At 54.7% G+C, this 22041-nt stretch carries 16 protein-coding genes and 1 pseudogene; 3 read left to right on the plus strand and 14 right to left on the minus strand.

What is annotated here, in order from left to right:
- Positions 1-10: 10 nt before the first annotated feature.
- The 3 genes from J3D54_RS23485 to J3D54_RS23495 all read right to left on the minus strand — a co-directional run bounded on the left by J3D54_RS23485 (position 11) and on the right by J3D54_RS23495 (position 6535).
- Positions 11-1153 carry a hypothetical protein gene (locus J3D54_RS23485; protein WP_253423251.1) on the minus strand — a complete coding sequence of 381 codons (1143 nt, stop codon included), beginning with the start codon at positions 1151-1153 and terminating at the stop codon, positions 11-13.
- Positions 1154-1376: 223 nt separating this feature from the next.
- Positions 1377-3455, minus strand: coding sequence for a hypothetical protein (locus J3D54_RS23490; protein ID WP_253423253.1), 2079 nt, complete (start codon positions 3453-3455; stop codon positions 1377-1379).
- The gene (locus tag J3D54_RS23495; protein WP_253423256.1) at positions 3452-6535 is read right to left on the minus strand and encodes a hypothetical protein; all 3084 of its coding nucleotides are present in this window, start codon (positions 6533-6535) and stop codon (positions 3452-3454) included. The genes J3D54_RS23490 and J3D54_RS23495 overlap by 4 nt, the downstream gene beginning before the upstream one ends.
- Positions 6536-6793: 258 nt before the next feature.
- Here J3D54_RS23495 and J3D54_RS23500 point away from each other — a divergent pair, with 258 nt between their 5' ends.
- Positions 6794-8008 carry a sugar MFS transporter gene (locus tag J3D54_RS23500; protein WP_253423259.1) on the plus strand — a complete coding sequence of 405 codons (1215 nt, stop codon included), beginning with the start codon at positions 6794-6796 and terminating at the stop codon, positions 8006-8008.
- Between the two features lie 147 nt (positions 8009-8155).
- Here J3D54_RS23500 and J3D54_RS23505 read toward each other — a convergent pair whose 3' ends face one another.
- The 3 genes and pseudogenes from J3D54_RS23505 to J3D54_RS23515 form a co-directional block, all read right to left on the minus strand.
- On the minus strand, positions 8156-9691 hold the full coding sequence (locus J3D54_RS23505; protein ID WP_253423262.1) for a diguanylate cyclase: 1536 nt from the start codon (positions 9689-9691) through the stop codon (positions 8156-8158).
- A 339-nt stretch (positions 9692-10030) separates the two neighbouring features.
- Positions 10031-10364: pseudogene (locus J3D54_RS23510) on the minus strand (DDE-type integrase/transposase/recombinase); the annotation flags it as partial.
- 13 nt (positions 10365-10377) lie between these two features.
- The gene (locus tag J3D54_RS23515) at positions 10378-11091 is read right to left on the minus strand and encodes a YafY family protein (RefSeq protein ID WP_253423265.1); all 714 of its coding nucleotides are present in this window, start codon (positions 11089-11091) and stop codon (positions 10378-10380) included.
- Positions 11092-11212: 121 nt separating this feature from the next.
- On the opposite strand from J3D54_RS23515, the gene J3D54_RS23520 reads away from it, so the two are divergent.
- Positions 11213-11836, plus strand: a complete 624-nt coding sequence (locus tag J3D54_RS23520; RefSeq protein WP_253423268.1) for a glutathione S-transferase family protein — start codon at positions 11213-11215, stop codon at positions 11834-11836.
- A 212-nt stretch (positions 11837-12048) separates the two neighbouring features.
- Here J3D54_RS23520 and J3D54_RS23525 read toward each other — a convergent pair whose 3' ends face one another.
- The 8 genes from J3D54_RS23525 to J3D54_RS23560 all read right to left on the minus strand — a co-directional run bounded on the left by J3D54_RS23525 (position 12049) and on the right by J3D54_RS23560 (position 21128).
- Positions 12049-13467, minus strand: coding sequence for an aldehyde dehydrogenase family protein (locus J3D54_RS23525; RefSeq protein ID WP_253423271.1), 1419 nt, complete (start codon positions 13465-13467; stop codon positions 12049-12051).
- A 12-nt stretch (positions 13468-13479) separates the two neighbouring features.
- Complete coding sequence (locus J3D54_RS23530) at positions 13480-14520, minus strand: homoserine dehydrogenase (RefSeq protein WP_253423273.1); 1041 nt, start codon at positions 14518-14520, stop codon at positions 13480-13482.
- Between the two features lie 115 nt (positions 14521-14635).
- A complete protein-coding gene (locus J3D54_RS23535) occupies positions 14636-15073 on the minus strand; it encodes an Lrp/AsnC family transcriptional regulator (protein WP_018925939.1) in 438 nt (145 codons plus the stop codon).
- On the minus strand, positions 15070-16458 hold the full coding sequence (gene thrC / locus J3D54_RS23540) for a threonine synthase (RefSeq protein ID WP_253423277.1): 1389 nt from the start codon (positions 16456-16458) through the stop codon (positions 15070-15072). The genes J3D54_RS23535 and thrC overlap by 4 nt, the downstream gene beginning before the upstream one ends.
- Before the next feature lie 18 nt (positions 16459-16476).
- Positions 16477-17367 (minus strand): LysR substrate-binding domain-containing protein, encoded by an 891-nt coding sequence (locus J3D54_RS23545; RefSeq protein ID WP_253423281.1) that lies wholly within the window; start codon positions 17365-17367, stop codon positions 16477-16479.
- A gap of 51 nt (positions 17368-17418) precedes the next feature.
- Entirely contained in the window at positions 17419-18855 is a 1437-nt protein-coding gene (locus tag J3D54_RS23550; protein ID WP_253423284.1) for an amino acid permease, read from the minus strand.
- Positions 18856-18991: 136 nt separating this feature from the next.
- Positions 18992-20260: a cystathionine gamma-synthase family protein gene (locus J3D54_RS23555; protein ID WP_253423287.1), complete on the minus strand. Its 1269-nt coding sequence runs from the start codon at positions 20258-20260 to the stop codon at positions 18992-18994.
- Between the two features lie 211 nt (positions 20261-20471).
- Positions 20472-21128: an O-methyltransferase gene (locus tag J3D54_RS23560; RefSeq protein ID WP_253423290.1), complete on the minus strand. Its 657-nt coding sequence runs from the start codon at positions 21126-21128 to the stop codon at positions 20472-20474.
- Between the two features lie 112 nt (positions 21129-21240).
- Between J3D54_RS23560 and J3D54_RS23565 the strand changes: the two genes are divergently transcribed.
- A complete protein-coding gene (locus J3D54_RS23565) occupies positions 21241-21948 on the plus strand; it encodes a TetR family transcriptional regulator (RefSeq protein WP_253423293.1) in 708 nt (235 codons plus the stop codon).
- Positions 21949-22041: the final 93 nt, after the last annotated feature.

Consider the following 22041-nt stretch of genomic DNA (forward strand, 5'->3'; position numbering starts at 1 on the left):
CGACTATTTCTCACTCATACGCCTTGCGCAATCGCTCCTCGAAAAGCGGCTGAAAGAGCTCGGCTTCAGCTTTTTGCCACCAAACCGTGTCTTCCTTTTCGTCTGCAAATGCCAGCAAGTCATGCGCCAGGAACACTTCAAATCCCTCTCGCGCCACCTTGTCTTCGGCGCTCAACTCATACAATCCCGCCTGAGCCAGCAGCTTCTTCACGATCAGAGGCATCAGCCAGGTCGCGAAAAGGAGGTGGTTATGCCGGGGCCATAGGTTTCCCTTTTGAGTCGTATTTGGGCCATGAGCCGCTGCGTTTCGAGCCGCACTGAAATCATGAACCCAGACGTCGAGTGGACGATCGACGTTGCTGTCCCAGTGCTTGCACCACCACGACTCGTCCAGGTTTCCCTTGTGCCAGATGGGCGGATTTGTGAGTTCGTCAAAGTGTCCATTGATAGCCCTACGGAATGCAGCCTTGTCATGTGGCGCGCCAAGCAATGTGTCCATGGCGATCCTCATCAAAATGAGCTCTGATCGCTCATCCATCGAGGATGCATCGGTGTTGGCTCTGAGGAAGGCTACGATCGCCTCATCAATACTCTGCTTCAGTTCTCCATCGGGCATCCTAAGCAGTGCTTCCAACAAGAGGACGTCTAGAGAAATGCGCGGGCTGTTGTCGACGTGGTATGGCCGAATGAATTTGAGCCCGCGCCTCCCCGCCAACATATTTTGTGTACCGCCGTCACGCCGTCGGGTGGTGATGCAGGAGTGCGTGGGCGAGCCAACATCGAATCGCTGCGCCACAATTTGAAGCGTATCTGCGTTGTAGTAACCGGACGTTGAGCACAACGTCCGGCCTGCTAGCGCGGAAAATGCGAGGTAGGATCCCTGAACCAAACGGTGTTGGATCTCGAAGTCAGAGACGTCCAGACCTGCTGCGTCATTGTCCCAGATGATGAGTGCCGCCTGATGGATCGGCTCAGCGGCTTGAGTACCCCGCCCTCGATCGCCGTAGTTCCCTAGAACACCGTCTAGAGCCTCCTGCGGGATCCCCAGCAATTCACCGGGGAGTCGTCCCCTCTCGTACGGGATCAACCGCATGCTTGCAACTCGCAGCTCCTCTGTCACCGACGTCCAAGGTAGGAAGAACAGAGCTGCCATGGTGATCCTCCTTTTCACATGTCCAGAGGTGATGGGCAATTAATACCCTGGCCGTTATCGTGACCAAGGTGTTCGACTACTGCAAAAAGAGAGGGAGTCATCGATCCATCGTTCACCCAATGTGATGCCTATCGCTTACTCTTAGGCTGACAGTCCTTTGCAGCCAAGGCCATGACGAAAGGCAAATGCCTTTCAGTCAACGTCTCGTGTACTACGTGCCCTCTCAATTGTGCAGGCAGATTTCGACGATTTTCTGAAGAATTGAGGTTTTGGCTGACTCTCGAAGCTTCACGATGTCGTAGGTGAAGGTGGAGAAGAACAGTTCGCCCAACGGGTGATCCAACACGGGAAGCCGGGTGCCGCAATCTCGTGTGAGCAAGGTGTTGTAGACCAGACTCTGCTTCTGGATCGTATTGTTAGCAGACTTGTTGGAAGCTACAAAGAACCATGCGCCTTCAACGCCATTGTCTTGGATGAAGACGCTGTGGCGCTGTTTCTGCCTGGTGGGGGTCAGGTAATACGGTAGTGCAGCCGCTTGGATACCGACTTCCCGCGAGGGAGAAACGCCGCTGTCCTGGCGCACCTGGTTATCGAAAAGTGTGTTTCCGATTATGGAGGGAACGCGGCCCGTGTTGTATGCCGTTAGCCAGGCACCAGTGCTTTTGTCATGGATCAGGAAAGCCCCATCCCAGATAGCATCGAATGGTTTTTTGTCCTCTTTCCCGAAGACTGCAGCTAGCTTCTTGAACTCGTAGTTGAACTCTCCTCTCGAGGATTCGTCGTAGCGGCGGGAAGCCTCGATTTTGATACATTCACCTTCAACAAACACATCAAGAACCTGAATGTAGATGTTTTCACCACGATCCTTCCGACAGCTTATCAACTGTATAGACCGCGCGGGCAGGGACGCGCCTTCGATTCTCACCAGTTTGTCCCGGAAGATGCATTCCTTGAGCGCGAGCTCCTGCAAGCTTTTTTCAATCGACGCTGCCGACAGAGATTTGCCCGGCAACACGTTAAAACCCTGACAGATGCTGTCTACTCCTCCTGTGAAGCGGTGCAGCTTCACGGAGGTGTAGTAATCAAAGACGGCTTCCGGGCTGCGCTGCTTGCGCGCAAGCGCCTGCCAGAAACTGTTGTGAGCTTCGTTGGCGCTGGTGTCGAAGATGCTGGAGCCGTTCTTGCTACCCCCTGGTGTCTTGATCTTCTCGTTGACCACCAAGTAATTCGTGGTGCCCACCTCAAGGTCTGTCGGTGCAGGAAGGCTCTCTGCGGTCAACACCTTGGAGGCACCGAATTTATCTGCAAGCTTAGATATGCTGCCGAGCCAGGCCTCATCGGTCGACGGCTTGGACGACGTATCGAGTAGCAAAAGTGGGTTTGACATCTTAGGGAGCCCTTCCAGGAAAGTTTTAACCTGGTGGGTTGCCTCGTAAACAACAGGCTTGAACTCGATGCTATAACGCTTGAACAGACGCTCTATTCGATTCAGGCAGTCTGTCTGATGGTAGTTGATGCTGTTGTGGTACTGATCGAAGGCCGTCGCGTTCACGTTGTTTGTGGCGAATGCCATGTAATTGCGATCACTGTCCGTAGTCGCATTGAGTTTCCGGGTACGCTGGAAGCGCTTCCCAGACCAATCGAACATGAGATTGCCCGTTTCGCCCACCGGCAGGCTAATGGAGTCCTGCGAGAGAGAGCATTGCATCGTCACCCTGCTGAGCGTGAGCGCGAGTTCCTGCTCGGTGGAAAAATACAGGTCGTACTGCAGCGCATCGAAGACGTAACTGCCGTTTTTCATCGTGCGGTTGTGCACTAGCCCAATGTACAGATCCGCGTTGAACTCGACCGGCGCTATCTCGTAGTGCTTGTGAACGTCGCCGAGGAACGAAAGCTTGAGCTTTAAGTCCAGGAGCGCCTGAATCGCGTAATTGGGGTATAGCGAGTGCTCTGCGATTACCCGGCGAACCTGACCAGGCTCTGGTGCCTGGGTGCTCAAAAAGAGGAAACCGAACACCCCTTTTCTGCCGCTGAATCTGCTGTAGTGCACCCCGGTCGAAGCAGGAATACCAAGCGTTTTTCGGATGAAATCCTTGATGGTGGAGTCGACCCGCTGATAGTACTCTGCGGCCTCCTCGCCATATTTCCTGGCGACCTCGACAACTGCTGCCCGAACGAAACCTTGCCCCTCCTCAGGAGCCGACAAGCGCTCAATGATGCCTTCAAGATCACCGGACAATTTCAGCATGTTTGTGCGAGCTTTGGCGGCGGTTCCAGGTTCCAAGACATTGAAAAGGGTCATTGCGCGTTCCTTAGCAGCTTTACCAAAGTGGGGTTGATCATCAAGCGGTCATCGACACGGTGGATTCGGGTTGTGCCTGTAACGGGGACATACTTGGTGATCATCTTGAAGGCGTTGAGGAAGTGGATCGACTCCCCGAAATTAAACTCACGCTCGGCATTCAAGTCATTGTCGTCCGGTTGCGTGTTGACGTAGAGGAAGCGAGGTCGCAGGTTCAGGCGACTGCACAACTCGTACATTTCCTGCCTTTTGGTTTCCGCCCGGTGAAGGGTTTTAAGGGACAGCTCCTGGTTGTTCAGGGTGCCCGACCACCGCTTCACGTCAATGCAGATGAGGGTGTCTCCATCGTGAACGTAGGTGTCGTAGCGCTCATACACCGCAGGGCCCAGAAGAGAGATTAACTGATCCAGATTCAGTGGCTTGACCCCGAGCGTGGAGAGCACCTTCGAAAAGATGAATTCACCTACATTCCCTTTCAGGAGTGGAATCAGGGCGGGATTTGGTAGGTGCACATCAATCCCATCGCTGGCCATGTTGCACGCCAGATTGATGATGCCGGGCCCTAAGTCATGGTCTTCACTATCGGTGCGCACGTAGTCCGGCACAAGCCACTTGCCAGGCTGGTATACGGCATGCCCATGCAACAGGTCGCTCAGGTGATGGAAGCTTTCTAAGGTCGTGCAGACGGTGACCCTATCGGTCACGTCCCTAGGCAGGTAGAAGGTGCTGATGACCCCTTGGTAGTAACCAGAGGCCTTCACCAGCGGGGATGTCAGCAGCTTGCGTACGTACTTTTCTGGAGCGGTGATGCTCTCCTGCGATCTGAGCATCTCGTTGAGCTCCATCGCATCCCGGTCACCTTCACGCGCGCCTTTGAGTATCTTGTTTCGGAATGCTCCGCTGAAGAAGTCCTCAATGTCGCCAGCAGCCGCAGCGACGGTGGTGGTGAACTGCTCACGTTCTTCCTGAGTCGCGAAGCATCGGCTTTCTGCTTGTTGCAGGCAGAACTGCATGAGCTTGTGATTCAGCAGAGAAAGGCTGTTGATGAGAAGATCATTACCTTCTCGGCGAAGCCGGCTATACCGCACGATCAGGTCATCGATAACGTCACTGGGCAGGAATATTTCGGTATGGAGCAGAGTATCCCGCCGCTCTACTCGCCCTACGGCCTGGATGATCGCTTTGAGAACGGCCAGGTCATGCTCCTGGTTCAAAATGCGGCGGTTCTTGGGCTGCATAAGGTTCGAGTCGAACTCAGCTAAGCGTACCGCCTCGCTCTCCCCGGAGGAGATATGCTTGAGCAGAAGAATGTGGTTCTTGACGGTGTTGAGGCCGGTGTCCTTCTCGCGAATCGCGCTGTAGAAAGGCGTGTTGACCAGCACGAGGCGGTCAAAGTCCTGGTGGAAATTGTCCTCGGCCCGCTCAACGAACAGGTTGAGGCCGGTACCAGCGCTGCCGTAGGCAGAGATCAAACAGATACGGGTGTCAGCATCCACCTTGAGATACTGATCAATGTCGACCTCTCTCGCCAACTGGGAGCTGAAGAGGATGACCCTTATCTTGGTTTTGCCCTCAAAGGGCTTTAACTCAAAAATCTTATCTTGGTAGAGGCACCGCAGGCCCTTCAGGCGCCCCTCAATACCCTGCGTGAACAGGTTCTTGAAGAGCTCCGCGAAGCGATTGTTGAGCGAAAGCACGAAGGTATTTTTCTCGTCCCAGGCTGCCATGAGCATCGCTTCGATCTGCCGGCGGTATGCAGACATCCGGTACTTGTTTTCACGATATCCAGGCGGTAGCAGGGAGTCTGACCAGAAGCGATAGGTGCTTTTGAAGACGGGATCGCTGCGCAGGCCGCTGATGTCGTCGGCGGACGTCTTATGGAAGGGCCTGACTTCCATGGTTCTGGCTTTCGCACGAGCAGTCCGGAGATCCGACATCGCGCCTACGTCAGCCTGGGAGCGCTGAACGACCCGTACATCAAGGTTACTGGATGGTGCTTCCCCATAGCGGGCGAGCATTTTCCTGGAGAAATTGCCGGAGTAGGAATGCTTGAAGCCCGTCGTTGCGCTGAGGCACATAGCGCTGTTTTGCGTTCCGTGCAGGACACGAAGCAGTTTGACCTCGGGGAGTTCCAGGATCAGATCAAGATGGAAGTCGACGAATACCCGGTTCTTCACCGCGTCGCCACCGAAAGGAATCTCGTCCACCTTAATCAGCGAGAACACAATTTTCGGGGCGAAGAATGTGAAGAAGGCATCAACGAAGATTTCCGCGTCCTTGGCACGGTCAAAAACAGAAGCCACGTAGGAACGATGTTGACGGGACTTCTTGATGAACTCAGACAGGGGGGCGTTTTGACTAGCATCCTCACCTAGCTCAAGCAGATGCCGCAGCGGGCTATCCTGAGGAATCTTGGAGCATGCGTACAGAGCGCACAGCATGACCTGTAGGAAATCATGTAGGGTTGGATCGGAGCATGGGGCGCCGTCATCGAAAGACAGGCGGATCTCGCTTTTCCCGCATACAGATCGCATCCGGATTCGCTTCAGGGCGGCCTCGTTATAGAAACGCCTGGGCGTCAGGCTGAAGATGTTCTGTGACAACGCAAGGATTTGCTCTACGTCGCGATTGTTGATCGTGATATGGCCGACATTCCCGGAGCACATCTGCAGGATAGAATCCAAGCTCACGCTGGTTTCGCAATCCTCTTCGTAATGCCGGCGCAGATCTTTCATCAGCTCAACTGTTTCGTTGAACGCAATGGGCTCCTCGTCATCAGGGCCATACTTTGCCGAGATCATCTCCATCAAGCGGTGCAGGCCGGCAATGACGTGAGGCGGCTTGACCTTCTCGCTGACCAGCTTCTTCTTACTCTCTTCAAAAATTCGGTCGTAGCTGTCGTGCTCTTCATCGATGACGAGGTTGAAGGTGATGCCATGCGTCTTGAAATAGTTGGATTCGTCAGGGACGAAGAAGTCTTCCTTCAGGTAAGTGATTTGTTCGTCATGGGGCAAGCTGCAGGCGGCTCCGATCGGGGCGATACTCTCCTCCTGCGGCTTGCCAAATGAAAAGTCAGGCACTAAGGTAGCGCCCTCTAACGACTGGCCCTGGACTTTGGGTGAGCGGTAGCGGCTACAGACAAAAAATCAGATGGCAGCGCACCCTCCTTTGGCGAGTACTTCACCGCACAAAGATAGCGCTGTCCCACTGTCAAGGTGCCCGAGGCTCTATAGAGCTTTCCTTGAAAGTAACAATCACAAGAAAGGAAGCCCGTGATGACGAATGCTAGTGCTAGCGCGACTGTCACCAACAGTTTGGCAACACCCCACGCCCAACGGATGAGCACCTACGTGTTCGCGCTGTTTTTCATCCTCGGCAGCATCACCAGCCTTAACGATGTCCTGGTGCCAAAACTCAAGCACCTCTTCAGCCTCAGCTATACCGAGGCCATGCTTGTGCAGTCGTCATTCTTTTTTGCCTATTTCATTTTCGCCATACCCGCAGGCCTGCTCATTTCGCGAATCGGCTACATGAGAGCGGCCGTCCTCGGGTTGCTGCTGATGGCTGGTGGATGCCTGCTCTTCATTCCTGCCACCCAGTCCGCATTGTTTCCAGCCTTCCTCGGCGCCCTCTTTGTGCTTGCGATTGGCGTGACAACCGTTCAGGTCGTTGCGAACCCGCTGCTTTCCCTACTCGGAACCGCCGCAATGGCCCCCAGCCGCCTCACCCTCGGCCATGCGTTCAATTCGCTGGGAACCACGGTCGCGCCCTACCTGGGTGCCATACTGATCCTGGGCTCCCTCAATGCGGTAGATACCTCCGCATTGTCGCCAGCAGAACTGACGTCCTTCCTGTCGCAGGAAGCCAGCGTGATCAGCAACACCTATGCAAGCATTACGCTCTTCATCTGCATGGTCGCCTTGATCGTCTGGCTGAAAAGAAATGAGCTGCAAACGTCAACAAGACCTGAACGTCTCAATCCACTCGCTGCGCTCGACCTTCTAAAGCAGCCGCGCTTTGCGCTCGGCACCGTTTGCATATTTCTCTATGTCGGCGCCGAAGTCACGATTGGCAGCCTCATCACCGACTACCTCATGCTGCCGACAACCCTGGCCCTTCCCGCCGAAGCCGCAGGCAAGCATGTTGCCTTCTATTGGGGTGGCGCCCTGGTTGGCCGCTTTATCGGCTCGGCGCTGATGCGCACTTTCGCGCCCGGGAAACTGCTGGCCTTTGCCGCCACGGCAGTCATTGTGCTGTTGACGATCTCTGCCACCACACAAGGCGTTGTTGCCGGATGGTCGCTGCTGGCCGTCGGGCTGTTCAACTCCATCATGTTTCCGACGATCTTTACCCTTGCGACCGCAGGGCTCGGTCATCGCGCGGCGGAAGGTTCGGGCCTGTTCTGTTGCGCCATTGTTGGCGGGGCATTTATTCCGCCATTGACAGGGTATGCGGCCGACCTCTCGACGCTCGCGATGGCATTGAGCGTGCCAGCGACCTGTTATGCCGGCATCGCAATCTACGGTTGGTATGCCCGCGCTCCGAAGCACTAGCGCAGAGTCCGAATCACGGTGACTTAACCGAGCGCTTACCATTACCAGGGGGGCGTGCTGGACAATGGGATGTGACCTGAAGGCAGAGCGCGGCTCCGAAGCTGTCGAGTTTTGGCTTTTGCGCAGTGAGATCCGGGTAGCCGTCTGCTACATATCGGCAAGTTGGACTTGATCTCTACCATTTGATTTTGCACTGTACATCGCGGTATCGGCACGCCGAATGAAGGCGTCAAACGATTCTGATGGAATCCATGTTGCAACGCCGAAGCTACAAGTCGCCTGTCCAATATCATCAAATGGTAGGGTGTTTATTAGAGCTCGAAGCTTTTCTGCCAGCAGCCTTGTATCGTTCAGTTCGCTATCCGGGCAGATCAATGCAAACTCTTCTCCACCCGTTCTGCACAGCAGATCGGTTTTGCGTGTTGCCGAACGTATTCGTGTGCACAACGACTTCAGAACGTTATCACCACACTGATGGCCCCAGCGGTCGTTGATGTGTTTGAAGTGATCGACGTCAAACATGATCAGCGACAGAGGGCGGTATTGCACGTTAGCCTCGATGAGCAGGCGCTCCATCAACTCTTCGAAGTATCGGCGGTTATAGACTCCGGTCAGGTGATCGGTAATGTTCAACAAACGCAAGTCTTGCGTGCGTTCATCAACCAGCAAGAGGGCGCGGGCGCGCTGCGTAATCAGCAAGTACACCATCAAGGTCAGCAGCAGCGACAACCCTGCTCCGAACACGACAATTAGGCTGATGGACAGTGCGTAGCTGTTGGCGACCAGAAATGTTGAGCTGGGTCGAAACTGGATCAAGTAATTTTGGTCGGCTACTTTCAGCAGCCGCTGCGTGTACAGCGCTGAAGGGGCCGCGGGGGCCAAGCTCTGATAAATGCTTTCCCCTTGATGCTGCGTGTCGATCAATGAAAGCGTCACGTTCAGTCGTTGCAGACTTGGTAATGGAATGCCTTGTTCCATCAAAGAAGCCAAGCGTACGGTGGAGACAACGAACCCCTGCAAATTATCATCGTTCAATGGAACCTCAGGGGGCTTCTGGAATACAGGTGCGACAAAGAAAACCCCCGACTGCCCATTGGTCATTTTCAACGGTTCCGACACAACTATTTGACGTGTTTTTCGTGCCTTGCTCATCAAGGCTTCGCGACCCGGGCGAGCCAGAATATCCATGCCGGGTATGATCTTTACGTCATCGCGCTTCAATAAGTAGAGCAATATACAGTGTTCCGGCCGGCTGGTGAGGGGGACTCTTTCACCGGTGACGGGATTAATTTCATGATATGAAAAATCACTGGTACCGTTGAGGAGCGCCTTAGCGCGAAACGCTTGTAGATCCTTCTCGAGAATCCTTGGCACCCAGCTATAGGCTTCGTCCTCTCCAACTAGAGGCGTAACAAATCCCAGAAACTCCTTTTCAGTGACATCGTCGGCGTTGATAAAGAAACGCCTCACAACGTCTAGTTTCAAGACCTGAGTATTAAAGCGTCGTTGCAGGCGACTGAATCTTTCGTCGACCTCCAGTTGAAAAGCAACGCTAACGGTACGCTGCTCTGACCCTACGAACAGAATCAGCACCAAGAACGTGACGGCCACCCCAGCTAGGCACACCAGACCGCAAAGGGTCACGTCTGATGCTTTGAGCGCGTTCTGACGAATAGACATCATTTTGTGTTCCTTGCTCATCGCCAAAAATAGCGTGCAGTGACCTGAAGTACTTTTGGAGTATCGGCACACTTGTCGTTATCTTTATAAATCAGGCGTTAGAGCAAGGGGCTTATATTAAGGATTCCAACCAGTTAACGGTTCAAATCTAGAGCTGTCGTGGCAAATGGGTCTGCGAACAGTTATAGACACGTTCGCCGACCCTCCGCAGGCTTCGGCCGATGTGCATGCGTCAGCCAGTCTGGCGGCGCTCAGGCGAACCCAAGCTTGTGAATGGCAAAGTCGCGCAACCCGCTTTTCTGGAGCTTGCTCGATCGGCTGTTTTTGGTCGGTTTGTAGTGGTCAACTAATCCCGGACACGACGTTAAGTTTTTCTTCGGCCCGTGCTGGCGCCAGCCCACCATTGAATTGATGGGGTCGAACCCGAGTGAAACAGCAGGCCCTGAGGTCTTCTTCGTTGCTCGTAAGCCACGTCCAGCGCCTTGATAACCAGATCAGCGTCCGGCTTTTCCGACAGCGCCCAGCCCACCACTCGGCGCGTACAAAGATCCAGCACGCCAGCCAGGTATGCCATTTCCCCGGGGCCCAGATGTAGGTGATGTCGCCGCACCAGACCTGGTTGGGTGCCGGAACATCGAACATCCCAATTCAAGATGTTCGGGATATCCAACCGTTCAACATAAAGCACGCTAAGACAAATGCTGCGGCGGCCGCTGATGTCGCTGAAGAATGTCCACCTCGCGCCATTCCTTAAGTAAGACTTGCCTCCGACGAGGGTAGCGCTCGGGCTTTACTCTCAAAGCAGATATACGATCAGTCCTAAAGTGACGGAACTCTTGCCGTAGTTCGCACCACCCGGCAAGCATCCGAGCATGATCAAAATAGCCCAGCGCAACGGGCCAAATCGTTCTCTCTGAACTAGCTCCCTTCAGATCTAGATACTTGATTATTACCTTATGCTCGACTCGAATGGCCCTTCGAATCTGCGACAGATCGATTGCCTCTAATTCTGTTTGATTCCCTTTGCCAACCACCAATGAATTGGTATCAAGTGCGGTTCGCAGGTCTTGGGGTAAAACAGAAGCTATTTTTGACAATGCTCCTTTTGCGGCACTACTCAGTTGAAGGTCAGCACGCTCGGACACCCAGCGAGAACCCAAGACAAGGGCCTCTATTTCCTCCTCGGTAAACATCAATGGCGGGAGCATAAAGCCGGGGCGTAAAACGTAACCAAGTCCTGGCTCGCCTTCAATGTTGGCACCTTGCCCCTGAAGCGTTGCGATATCTCTGTAAAGCGTACGAACGCTTATCCCCAGTTCTTTGGCCAAATGATTGCCAGTCACTGGAAAACGATGGCTTCGCAGGGTCTGAATCAGATCAAATAATCTTTCGGTGCGAGACATAAGTGGCTTTGTCCTGGCAGGCTGATGAGAGCAGACGCAACGCACGCATCACTACTGACACTTTCTGTCAGTATGCAGGAAGACAATGGCAGCGTTGGTCACTAAACAAGGAGCTAAAACCATGCGTCTTCACTACCATCCCGCATCAACTTGCAGCCGCCGAGTGCTGATGGCCGCACATTACCTCGAAATCAAAGTCGATCTCGTGCTGGTGGATCTGTTCAAGGGGGAGCAGAACTCTCCTGAGTTTCTGAAACTTAACCCGAATCATCGGGTTCCGGTTCTCGAACATGATGGATTTGTTCTTTGGGAATCTTACGCCATCATGCAGTACTTGGCGAATATGACCCCTAGCCAAACTATTTATCCCATCGAGCCCCGTGGCCGTGCTGACGTTAACCGCTGGCTTTTTTGGTGTGGGCAGGATTTCATGCCGGGCGTCGGCATTCTTAACTGGGAGAACTCGATCAAGTCTTTGGCTGGAATTGGCTCGCCCGATCCCATTGAGGTCGCTCGCGGAGAGCGGCTTGTGACTGAAGCTGCGAAAGTTCTTGATGCGCACCTTAGTAATCGAGAATGGATTTGCGACACCGGTCTTTCACTCGCCGATTTTGCTATAGCCGCGCCACTAGCTGACCAGCACAGCGCCAAATTCCCCGTAACTGATCTGCCCAATCTCCAGCGGTGGTTCATGCAAGTCCAGGCGCTTGAGTCTTGGAAGAAGACGGAAGCAGGTGCTCTGTAAGCTAAAGGCGTCCGGTTGGAGCAATGCCTAACTAGGCGTCAGGCATTGCTTCCGACATGCGTCAGGATGTAGTCCCATTGAGCCTTTATTGACACACTCAATAAAGGTTCAATGATTCTTTCTTGACACATTGGCGCGGGAGACGCACATGAAAGGTGGACATCGTTAACCTCGTAAATGACTGTCTGCAAAGACGAATTTACTTCCTAGGCCTAATCCAACTCGCTGATGCAGACCACTTTAGGCTGCGTCATGTCCTCATAGGCAAACCGAACACCTTCGCGCCCCAGACTTCCGTACTTGAAGCCACCGAAAGGCATGGCATCAAAACGATAATCGGAAGAATCATTGATCATCACGCCCCCCGCTTCAATCTGCCGCGCCAATTTCAAGGCCTTGGAAAGATCACGTGTGAAGAGTCCCGCATGCAAGCTGTACTCCGGAGCGTTGGCCAGAGCAACAGCATCATCCAGGTGGTCAAAAGGCTCCAGGATGACAACCGGCGCGAAGACTTCCTGCTGCCAAATCCGACTGTTGAGGCTTACACGCTCAAGCGCGGTCGGCGCATAGCTTCCCCCTTGGCGATGGTGCCCACACAGAAGAACGGCCCCCTCGGCCAGTGCTTCATTTACCAATTGTTCGGTACGACGGGCCGCCTGTTCCGTAATCATCGGGCCTACATCCGTTGCCCGCTGGTCAGGATCACCCACAACTAAGGCGCGCGTTTGGCTGACAAAACGCTCACGGAAGTCCTCATAAATTGAACGATGAATAAGGATGCGTTGAGTGCCGATGCAATTCTGCCCTGCTGCCCAAAAGGCACCAGATACACAGGACTCCACGGTCGGCTCGAGATCACAATCTTCAAGCACAAGAACCGGGGCATTTCCTCCCAGATCCATTGCTAGCTTCTTCAACCCTGCACTACGAGCAATGGCCTCCCCCGTGGCAAAACCACCCGTAAAGGAAATCATCCGAACTTCGCGAACCTCCACCAAAGCTTTACCCAAGTCGACGCCACCAGTAGCCGGGGTAATCACAGAGGGCGGAAGCCCCGCTTTCACCAAGCACTCAACGAGCTTGAGTGCAGACAACGGCGCGAGTTCCGAGGGTTTCAAAATCACGGCATTGCCACCTGCGATTGCCGGGCCGAGTTTATGGGCGACCAAATTCAGTGGATCGTTGTAGGGAGTGATCGCGACAATAAGCCCCAACGGTTCCCGCGTGAACCAACCCTGACGCGACTCCGATCCTTCATAAGCCCCAAATGGAATCACTTCCCCGGCGTTACGACGAGCCTCTTGCGCCGATAGCTTCAGCGTGTTCACACAACGCTTCACTTCCTTCTCTGCTTGTCGCAGCGTCTTCCCCGCCTCTGCAACAATGAGTTTGGCAAACGCTTCAGCCTCAAGCTCTACACACCGGGCTGCCTCCTCAAGAATGCGCGCACGCAGGTGACGAGGCATTGCCGCGCTCTCACGCACGCCAATTCGCGCGCGCTCCAGCAAGCCAGGAACTGCGGCGGCATCGAGACAAGGGACGCGCCCTACCAAGCGACCATCGAATGGGCTGAACACATCAATCTGTTTGGCTTCAACAAGCTGGATACTGGCCATGCTGGATACGCTCATGACTATCTCCTGTCAGTTGCCGTGGGTGGTGTGGATGGCGATGATGTCCGACAGCAATGCGAAGGCCGTTTCGATACGCCCTGCCCCAGGCCCGGACACCGTGACAGCTCCCAGCAGTTCGGTATTGAATGACACCGCATTCGTAGCACCGCTTATTCCGGCAAGAGGATGTGAGTTCGACAGTAACCGAGCTTCCACACTCGCTCGAACCGAGCCATCTGTTTCACGATCGGCTGAGCCAATCAGTTTCCAGCTCGCGCCATTGGCACTTGCCTGGGCAATATCTTCCGCGCTGATATTGCTGATACCCGAGCACGCTACATCGCTGACATTCAGTCGTGCATTGAGCAGTTCGTTGGCCAGGATCACCACCTTGAGGCGTACGTCAAACCCTTCCACATCGGCGGTTGGATCTGCCTCGGCATAGCCGAGCTGTTGCGCTTGTACGACGGCATCGTTGAACGCCAGGCCGTTTTTCATCTGGGTGAGCACGTAGTTGGAAGTGCCGTTCAGGATGCCTTCGAAGCCTTGCACATTGGCCCCTGCCAAGGCCTGCTTGGCCAGACGAATCACGGGGGTGCCACTCATCACCGCCCCCTCGTATTCGAAAGCGACCTGGTTGCGACGGGCCAACGCCTTGAGCTCGGCACCGTGCAGCGCAATCGGCCCCTTATTGGTGGTCACTACATGAATGCCGCTTTCCAAGGCCCAGCGGCAAAAGGTAGTTGCGGGCTCGCCATCCACCGGGTTGGTGAAAGTGGCCTCAGCGATGATGTCTGCACCGGAATGCTTGATTACGGTTTCGTTGAAGGCCTCAGCATTGCCGCCGAGCAGTTGAGCGAATGCGCCTTTCTCAACCGGCAGCGCAACCAACTGCTTTGCATCCAGACCGTCTTTAGCAACGATTGAGCCGAGGAACAGATCGGTGACCCCGACAATTTTAATGGTGAAGCCGAGGGCCTCTTTCCACTCGGCATTACGATCGGCGACCAATTGGGCGAAGCCACGGTTCACGCCACCAAATCCTACCAAGGCAATTTTGTACTCAGTCATAAGCGCTGTTCCTATGTTGATGTTGTTCGATAGGAACATCCTAAGAGCCGGGCTTTGGCAGTTGAATATGGCAGAGTGCTGTATTAGTTGGGCGTTTTGCCCAAGCACGATGTTGTCAAAACACCGCAGAAAGGACGAACGATGTCACGGTGTTTTCCACCCCTGGCATGGCCGCGATTTCCTTCCACACGAGATGGACTCGTTCAGGTGTGGCGGCATTCACACGCAGCATTAAATCGAACTCACCACTGAGTACTTCACATTGCACGACTTCGGGAATGGAGCGCAGCGCAGTCAGTACTTCTTCACCACGCATGCGGTCGTAGCGGTAGACAAAGATCACCGCGCTGATAAGCGACGTAGGCCGCCGCGACTCACCGAGAAGTACCGTATAGCCCTGGATCGCACCGTCGCGCTCAAGACGCTCGATGCGCTGGCGCACCGCATTGCGCGACAAGTTGATCTTGGCACCCAGTTCGATATGGGCTATTCGCGCATTGGCGGTAAGTTCGGCCAGTATGCGTTCGTCCAACGGATCTAGAATGCGCTTCATGCAAACCTCTGCTGCGCGAGACGAAGAGTCTGGCACAGACCGTCCAGATCGCCCTTGGCCAGGTACGGTGGTTGCGCGCGCACCTCGACAGTGCTCGGAACGCTTGCTTGCCAAACGCCCAGTTCGGCCAATAGCGCCGCTGACTTGGCCGGCGCAATTTGCCCGAAGGTGACCATCGGCGCACCTAAGCTGCGTCGATGAAGCCTGCCGGCCAATACGCCGACAGCGGTGTGAGGATCGATGGCAGAGCCTGTCTCCCGGAACAGCTCGACTACTTCATTGCGTACCTGGGATTCGTGTACCGCATAGGAATCGAAGAGTACTCGAGCACGCAGCCATTGCTGGTTGCCGATGCTCATTTCTCCGCAACTTTCAAAATGCTCCATCAGTGCTTTTGTTGCGCAGCCATCGTGCTCGTAAATCTCCCAGATAAACCGCTCCAGGTTGGAAAACAACGAGAAGTCCATCGCCGGCGACACTGTTCGATTAGTCATCCGGGTGGAGTAGCGATTGCAATGAAAAAACTGGTGCAGGGCATCATTGCTGTTGGTGGAAATAATCACCTGATTGATGGGTAATCCCATTTTCTGCGCAATATAACCCGCGTAGATTTCGGCCGAGCTGGCAGCTGGAACGCTAAAGCCAACGGGACGCGAACCACCGCCCAGTTGCAAGGCTGCGTGGAAGTAAAAAACGATCTGGGCCAGGACGCCGATCCAATTGGTCGAGTTGAAACAGACCGGCATCACTCCGTCCAACGGCCACTCACGCAAGAGTCGGGAGACCAGCGTTTGGCAATCATCGAAATTACCGTCAACCGGAAACAGCTGAACCCGCTGCGAGTCGGCTGCCTGCAAGGCGCTGAGTTGCTCAGGCGCAAGCCCGTTGCGCGGATACAGTATCGCCATGCGGACGGCCGGGCAGTTAGCAAAGGCTTCAAGCGCAGCGACACCGGTATCACCGTTGGTTGCGCCGACCACCAACGCCTCTTTACCGACCTCCTCCAGAAAATGCTCGACCAGGCGCGACTGCAATTGCGCGGCGAAATCCTTCGAAGAACCGGTCGGGCCATGAAACAGCTGGAGTATCCACTCGTTATGCCCGATCTGTTCAAGCGGAGTAATAGCGCGGTGCTTGAATTGTTGGTAGCTGTCACTGAGCAAGGCACGCAGGGTACTTTCGTCTATGGAAGAGCCAACAAAAGGCGAAATCACTCGCCAAACCAACTCATCAAACGGCAACCACGACCAGCTGGCAATCTGTTTCTCGGTGAACACAGGCAAACTGGCAGGGACATAGAGACCAGCATTTTCGGCGAGCCCCGACAGAACCACACTGCGAAAATCAGCACGCCTGTCGCCGCCGCGAGTGCTTACGTAATGCATGACAACTCCCTATCAGTTTTACAAGAGGCGATGGGCTTGAGCCACCAGCCAGGTAGAAAAATGTGCGGCATCAGGCGATAGCACTTCGTTCTGTTCGTGCACCAGATAAAAGGATTCGCTTGCCTCGATTCGGTGATTGAATGGCGCAACCAATTGCCCACTCTTAAGCAAATCCTCGACCACCGAAGACCGTGCCAGCGCAACGCCCTGCCCCAATTCGGCCATGCGGATCGTGGAAATCAGCGTGTCGAACTGAAGGCCACGGGAGTAGTCGACGTCGTCTGCTCCAACTCGCTTCAACCAGTAACCCCAACCCTCTTCATACCCCAACACATGAAGCAGTGAATGGTTCATCAAGTCGCGCGGCTCATGTATGGGTGAGCTGGCCATGAGCGTTGGGGAGCAAACAGGCTGAAGGAGGTCCCAAGTCAATCGCTGAGCGTGCAAGCCCGACCACTCACCGCAGCCCCAGCGAATCTCCAGGTCATCCTCACCGTCCGGTTCTTTCACCCAGATATTGCTGATATATCGAAGATCAATCTGGGGGTACTCCCGACAAAAATCTGCGAGACGGGGGGCCAACCAATAGTGAAGAAAGGAAAGGCTGCCACGCACCTTCAAGTGTCTTCGATTGTGCTGGCCGAAAATCTCGTTTGTACCGACTGCAAGGCGACTGATCGCGTCTTGTACGACAGGCAGGTACGACTGCCCTTCCTCGGTCAAGCCAAGCCCTCGAGGTAAGCGCTTGAACAGCGCCACACCGAGGTGACTTTCTAACTGGCGGATCTGCTGACTCACAGCCCCTTGAGTCAAATAGAGCTCTTGCGCCGCGTGGGTAAAGTTTAAACAACGCGCCGATACTTCGAATGCCCTCAACCAGTTCAAGGGTGGTAGTGACTTTTGACTCATCGGCGCAACCTCATCAGGGCTTTAACTATGCTCAATCATTGCCTGAGAAACTCACGCCGTGCCAGAGGAATGAACAGCTGCAGCTAAAGCCAAGCGCTCTGCTCTCTTGTTTCGAGTGACCCAGTAAACGAAATAACACCACGCGATGAAGGGAAGGCCGAAGTAAAGCGCCACTCGCTGCTCAGGATCAAAAGCGATACCCACACAGGCCAGCAGGCAACACAACAGTGCACCGATAGGCACCCATGGATAGCCTCGTACACGGAAATGCAGGTCTTCAACTCGTCCGCCATTAGCAACGTATTGACGACGGAACGCGATCTGGCTTGCAGCAATGCTCATCCACACGACTACGACCGCCAGACCGGAAATGGACACCAAGGCCAAGTAAACCGTATCAGGGGCAAACACACTGCTGAGTAGAGAAGCCACCGCACCCGCCATACTAAGAACGATGGCGTTCACCGGTGTACCCCGACTGGAGAGCCTGGCGTAGCGCTTAGGCATATGCCCTTGATCGCTCAATGTCCACAGCATGCGCGATGCTGCATACAGCCCCGAGTTAGCGGCGGAAATCAGTGCCGTGAGAATGACGAAGTTCATAATGTCGGCAGAGTATGGAATGCCAATCAGCTCAAACACCATCACGAACGGACTTTCTACGAGCCCCGCTTGCTCTCGTGGCAGTAACGTCGCAAGGACGAAAATTGTCCCCACGAAGAACAGCGCCAAACGTACCACTGTCGTGCGGACTGCCTTGGGCACGCTGGTTTGTGGGTCTTGCGCTTCACCTGCCGCAATCCCGATCAACTCAGTTCCGGAAAATGCGAAGGAAACAGCCAGGAGGGTCATGGCAATGGGTAGAAGCCCGGTGGGGAAAAGCCCCTCACGAGTGAAGTTGGAAAGTCCCGCACCCTGCAAACTCTGTACTTGAATAAGACCGAAAATTGCCGCTCCGCCGATCACAATGAATGTGACAACGGTCAGCACCTTAATCAGCGAAAGCCAAAATTCAGTCTCCGCAAACCACCGAACAGAGACAACATTGCTTAAGAAAACGGCGATGGCAAATAGCGCGCTCCAAATCCAGACCGGTGTATCAGGAAACCACCGAACCATCAGTATGCCCGCCGCGGTAAACTCTGAACCGATAGCTACCGCCCAAGTGAGCCAGTAAAGCCAGGCCACTGTATAGCCTGTGCCTGGGCCCAGGTATCGCGTTGCATAGCTACTGAAAGATCCGGTTTCTGGCATCTGTACCGCCAGCTCACCGAGACAGACCATGACTAAATACACCATCACTGCACCGATGATGTAAGCGATCACTGCGCCGAGTGGCCCTGCCTGATTAACCGTGTATCCGGAGGTAAGGAATAAACCCGTACCAATCACCCCGCCCAATGCCAACATCACGATGTGGCGTGTTTGCATTTCCTTTTTGAAATGCGAGTTTGGGTCGGACTGATTATCTTCGATATGCGTGGACATAGTTTTATTCTCATGAAATGTTCGGACAAACGCCTTGTAACTGGCTGTTGGGCAGTACAAATTTGTCGTCGCAGGATTTTATTATTTTCATTCTTCATGAAGGGCTTAAGATGAATCTCGAGCGTCCTGCCCGTATTCAGGTTTCTACCTCAATGAAACGTTGGGCACTGTCAGCGTTAAGGTGTGCATCACCGTGTTTACTTCGCACTAACGCGAAGGCTTGTTTCAGGTCTGCCAATAAATCTTCTGAGTCTTCAATACCTACGGACAGTCGAACCAAACCTTCGGAGATTCCAAGTGCCTGACGTTCTTCCAAGGTATTTTCCACGTGACTGGTCGTCCGAGCCGGCCCATAGATGGTCTCGACAGCTCCCAAGTTGCCCGCTCGATGCGCATATCTGAGCAGCGGTAGCAAACGAGTCACGGTGTCCATGCCACCTTTGAGCACGAAACTGACGATGGCTCCGAATCCGTTCATTTGCGAACGAGCGATGTCATGACCTGGATGTTGAGGCAACCCCGGATAGTTCACCGACTCGACCAGCGGCTCGGTACAGAGGTACTCGGCCAGAAGCTTCGCGCTCGCCTGTTGCTGGCGAAGACGCAGAGCCAGAGTCTTGATGCCGCGGATGATCAGATACGCTGAAAAAGGATCCAGCGAGGCACCATTGATTTCGCGGTAATGGCGAACTTTAGACATCAGATGCTCGGCGCCGCAAACCACGCCGCCGAGTACATCACCATGACCGGACAGGAATTTGGTCGCGCTGTGCACTACCACATCAACGCCTAAAGCCAGCGGATTCTGATTCAGTGGCGTCGCGAATGTATTGTCCGCAACAACCAAAGCGCCCACTCGCTTCGCCGCTGCCACAAGGCGCCGAATATCAACGATTTTCAGCGTTGGGTTCGTGGGGGTTTCCAGGTACAGGACGCGGCAGCCTTTAGCGATCTCCCGCTCAAGTGCCACAGTATCGAGCGTATCGCAAAGGGTTACCTCCACCCCCATACGTGGAAGAAACTCCTCAAAAATTTTGTTCGTTCCACCGTAGCTGTCACGTGTAGATACCACACGCTGCCCATAGGATAGGAAGGTGTGCAGTACACCGCTGATTGCAGCCATTCCGGTACTGAAAGCCACAGCCGACTCTGCGTTTTCGAGCTCACAGAGTTTATCTTCCAAGACGGAGACGGTGGGATTGCTCATCCGGCTGTAAATGAAGCCGGGCTCCTTTCCCAATGCCACGTCATACCACTTATCGATATCGTCATAGCCATAGGCGGCACTGACCACGATGGGTGTCTGGGTCGCATTGTAGGGATGTTGAACGTGCTCTCCTCCCCATACGGCTCGAGTCCCCATCCCAACCTCTGAAGCGTGGACGGCGCGTTTCTTATTTTCCATAAAGTTGTCTCGCATCAAGGGAAACACAACCGTGTTCCAAGTGGGCTTGGGAGGACTATATGGAAGGCTTGTGCGCGTGAAAAATCATGATATCTGGGGGTAAGGGGGGCTTTTTTTAATGGCTGGATGCGAGTGACAGAGTGCCAAACCGTTACTAGCTGAAAGTACCTCCCGGGGCCTCCGGAGTCGGTGGCCCCTCAACAGGCCTGTATCAGCCCATGCGCATTGAAACTTCGATGTCGTCGGCGAACGGCACGCATAGGTAGCCGTTCTCCGGTGAGCGCACATAAGCCAGGTATTCAGGGCAGTAATCCGTGTTGTCCGCCACGACAAGAGCGCCCGGGCGCAGGTGTTTTTCAACCAGGCTCAGCACATCGCCATACAGCGCCTTGGCACCATCCAGCAGGAGCACATCGACAGTCCCCGGGAGATCGCTTGCCAAGGTGACGAGCGCATCGCCTTCACGAATGTCCACCAGGTCGCTGACGCCACCTTCAACGAAGTGTTCGCGCGCCAGGGCGATCTTCGATGGTTCGAATTCGCTGCCGATCAGCACACCGCCGCCGTTGTCCCGCAGCGCTGCTGCCAGATGCAGGGTGGACAGGCCGAACGAGGTGCCGAACTCGACGATGGCCTTTGCCTTGGTGCTGCGCGCCAGCATATACAGCAGCTTGCCGGTGTCGCGGGAGACCGGTAGCCACAGGTCTTTAAGCATCCCGTAGAGTTTCAGGTAGTCGGTCTTGCTGCGCATCAGGCGTTCACGTTCTTCGCCAGACACGCTTTCCAGAGCCGGGCTGGTAGCAGCGCTGGCCTGGGTGTAGAGGCGTTCGATCAGGGTTGCCAATGGCTCGGTGGTCAGGGTTGTCATGATTGTTTTTCATCCGTTGAGGGCTAAAATGCGAGTGATTCGTCACATTTAAATGATGCGAGTGATTCGCAACCTTCGCTATTCGCGTTCTCCCCTGACGCCCGAGCTGCCCATGACCAACCGCCCGACCGCCCGTATTTCCTCACGTAAACAGCCACAGCAGGCACGCTCCACTGAGCTGGTGCGCGCGATTCTGGAGGCCGCTATTCAGGTTTTGGCCAAGGAAGGCGCGACCCGATTCACCACCGCGCGGGTCGCGGAAAAGGCTGGCGTGAGTATCGGCTCGCTGTACCAGTACTTCCCCAACAAGGCCGCGATTCTGTTCCGGTTGCAGAGTGATGAGTGGCAGCAGACCACCGGGATGCTGCGCCGGATTCTGGAAAATCTGGAAGAACCGCCGCTGGTTCGTCTGCGCACGTTGGTGCATGCCTTTATCCGATCGGAGTGCGAAGAGGCGCAGATGCGCGGTGCGCTGCATGACGCTGCCCCGCTCTATCGCGATGCGCCCGAAGCCCACGAAGTGCGTGCGGCGGGGAAGCAAATCTTTGAAACCTTTATGCTCGAATTACTGCCCGAGGCGAGCGAGCCAACCCGCGCACAGGCCTGTGATCTGATCCTTAGAGCGCTCAGTTCAGTGGGGAAAGACTTTTCAGGAAATCCGCGTACCGAAGTGGAAGTGGCGGTGTGTGCCGATGGAATGGCGGATATGTTTTGCGCTTATATCGTTGCGCTCCGTCGGCCACAAAATCCCCCGGTTCTCAAGCGCGCATTGTCTACTGCCAGCCCGCCGCTCCCACAGAGCCATCGCTCGCCACCGTAGCGAGCGTCAACAAACTGTTACTTTTTTGATACACCCCCTCCAACCGCCGATCAGCCAGATCGGTTTTTTGACACATCCCCGATGTGTGGTCAT

Origin of the sequence: Pseudomonas sp. GGS8 (genome assembly GCF_024168645.1) — a bacterium.
Classification (GTDB): Bacteria; Pseudomonadota; Gammaproteobacteria; order Pseudomonadales; family Pseudomonadaceae; genus Aquipseudomonas.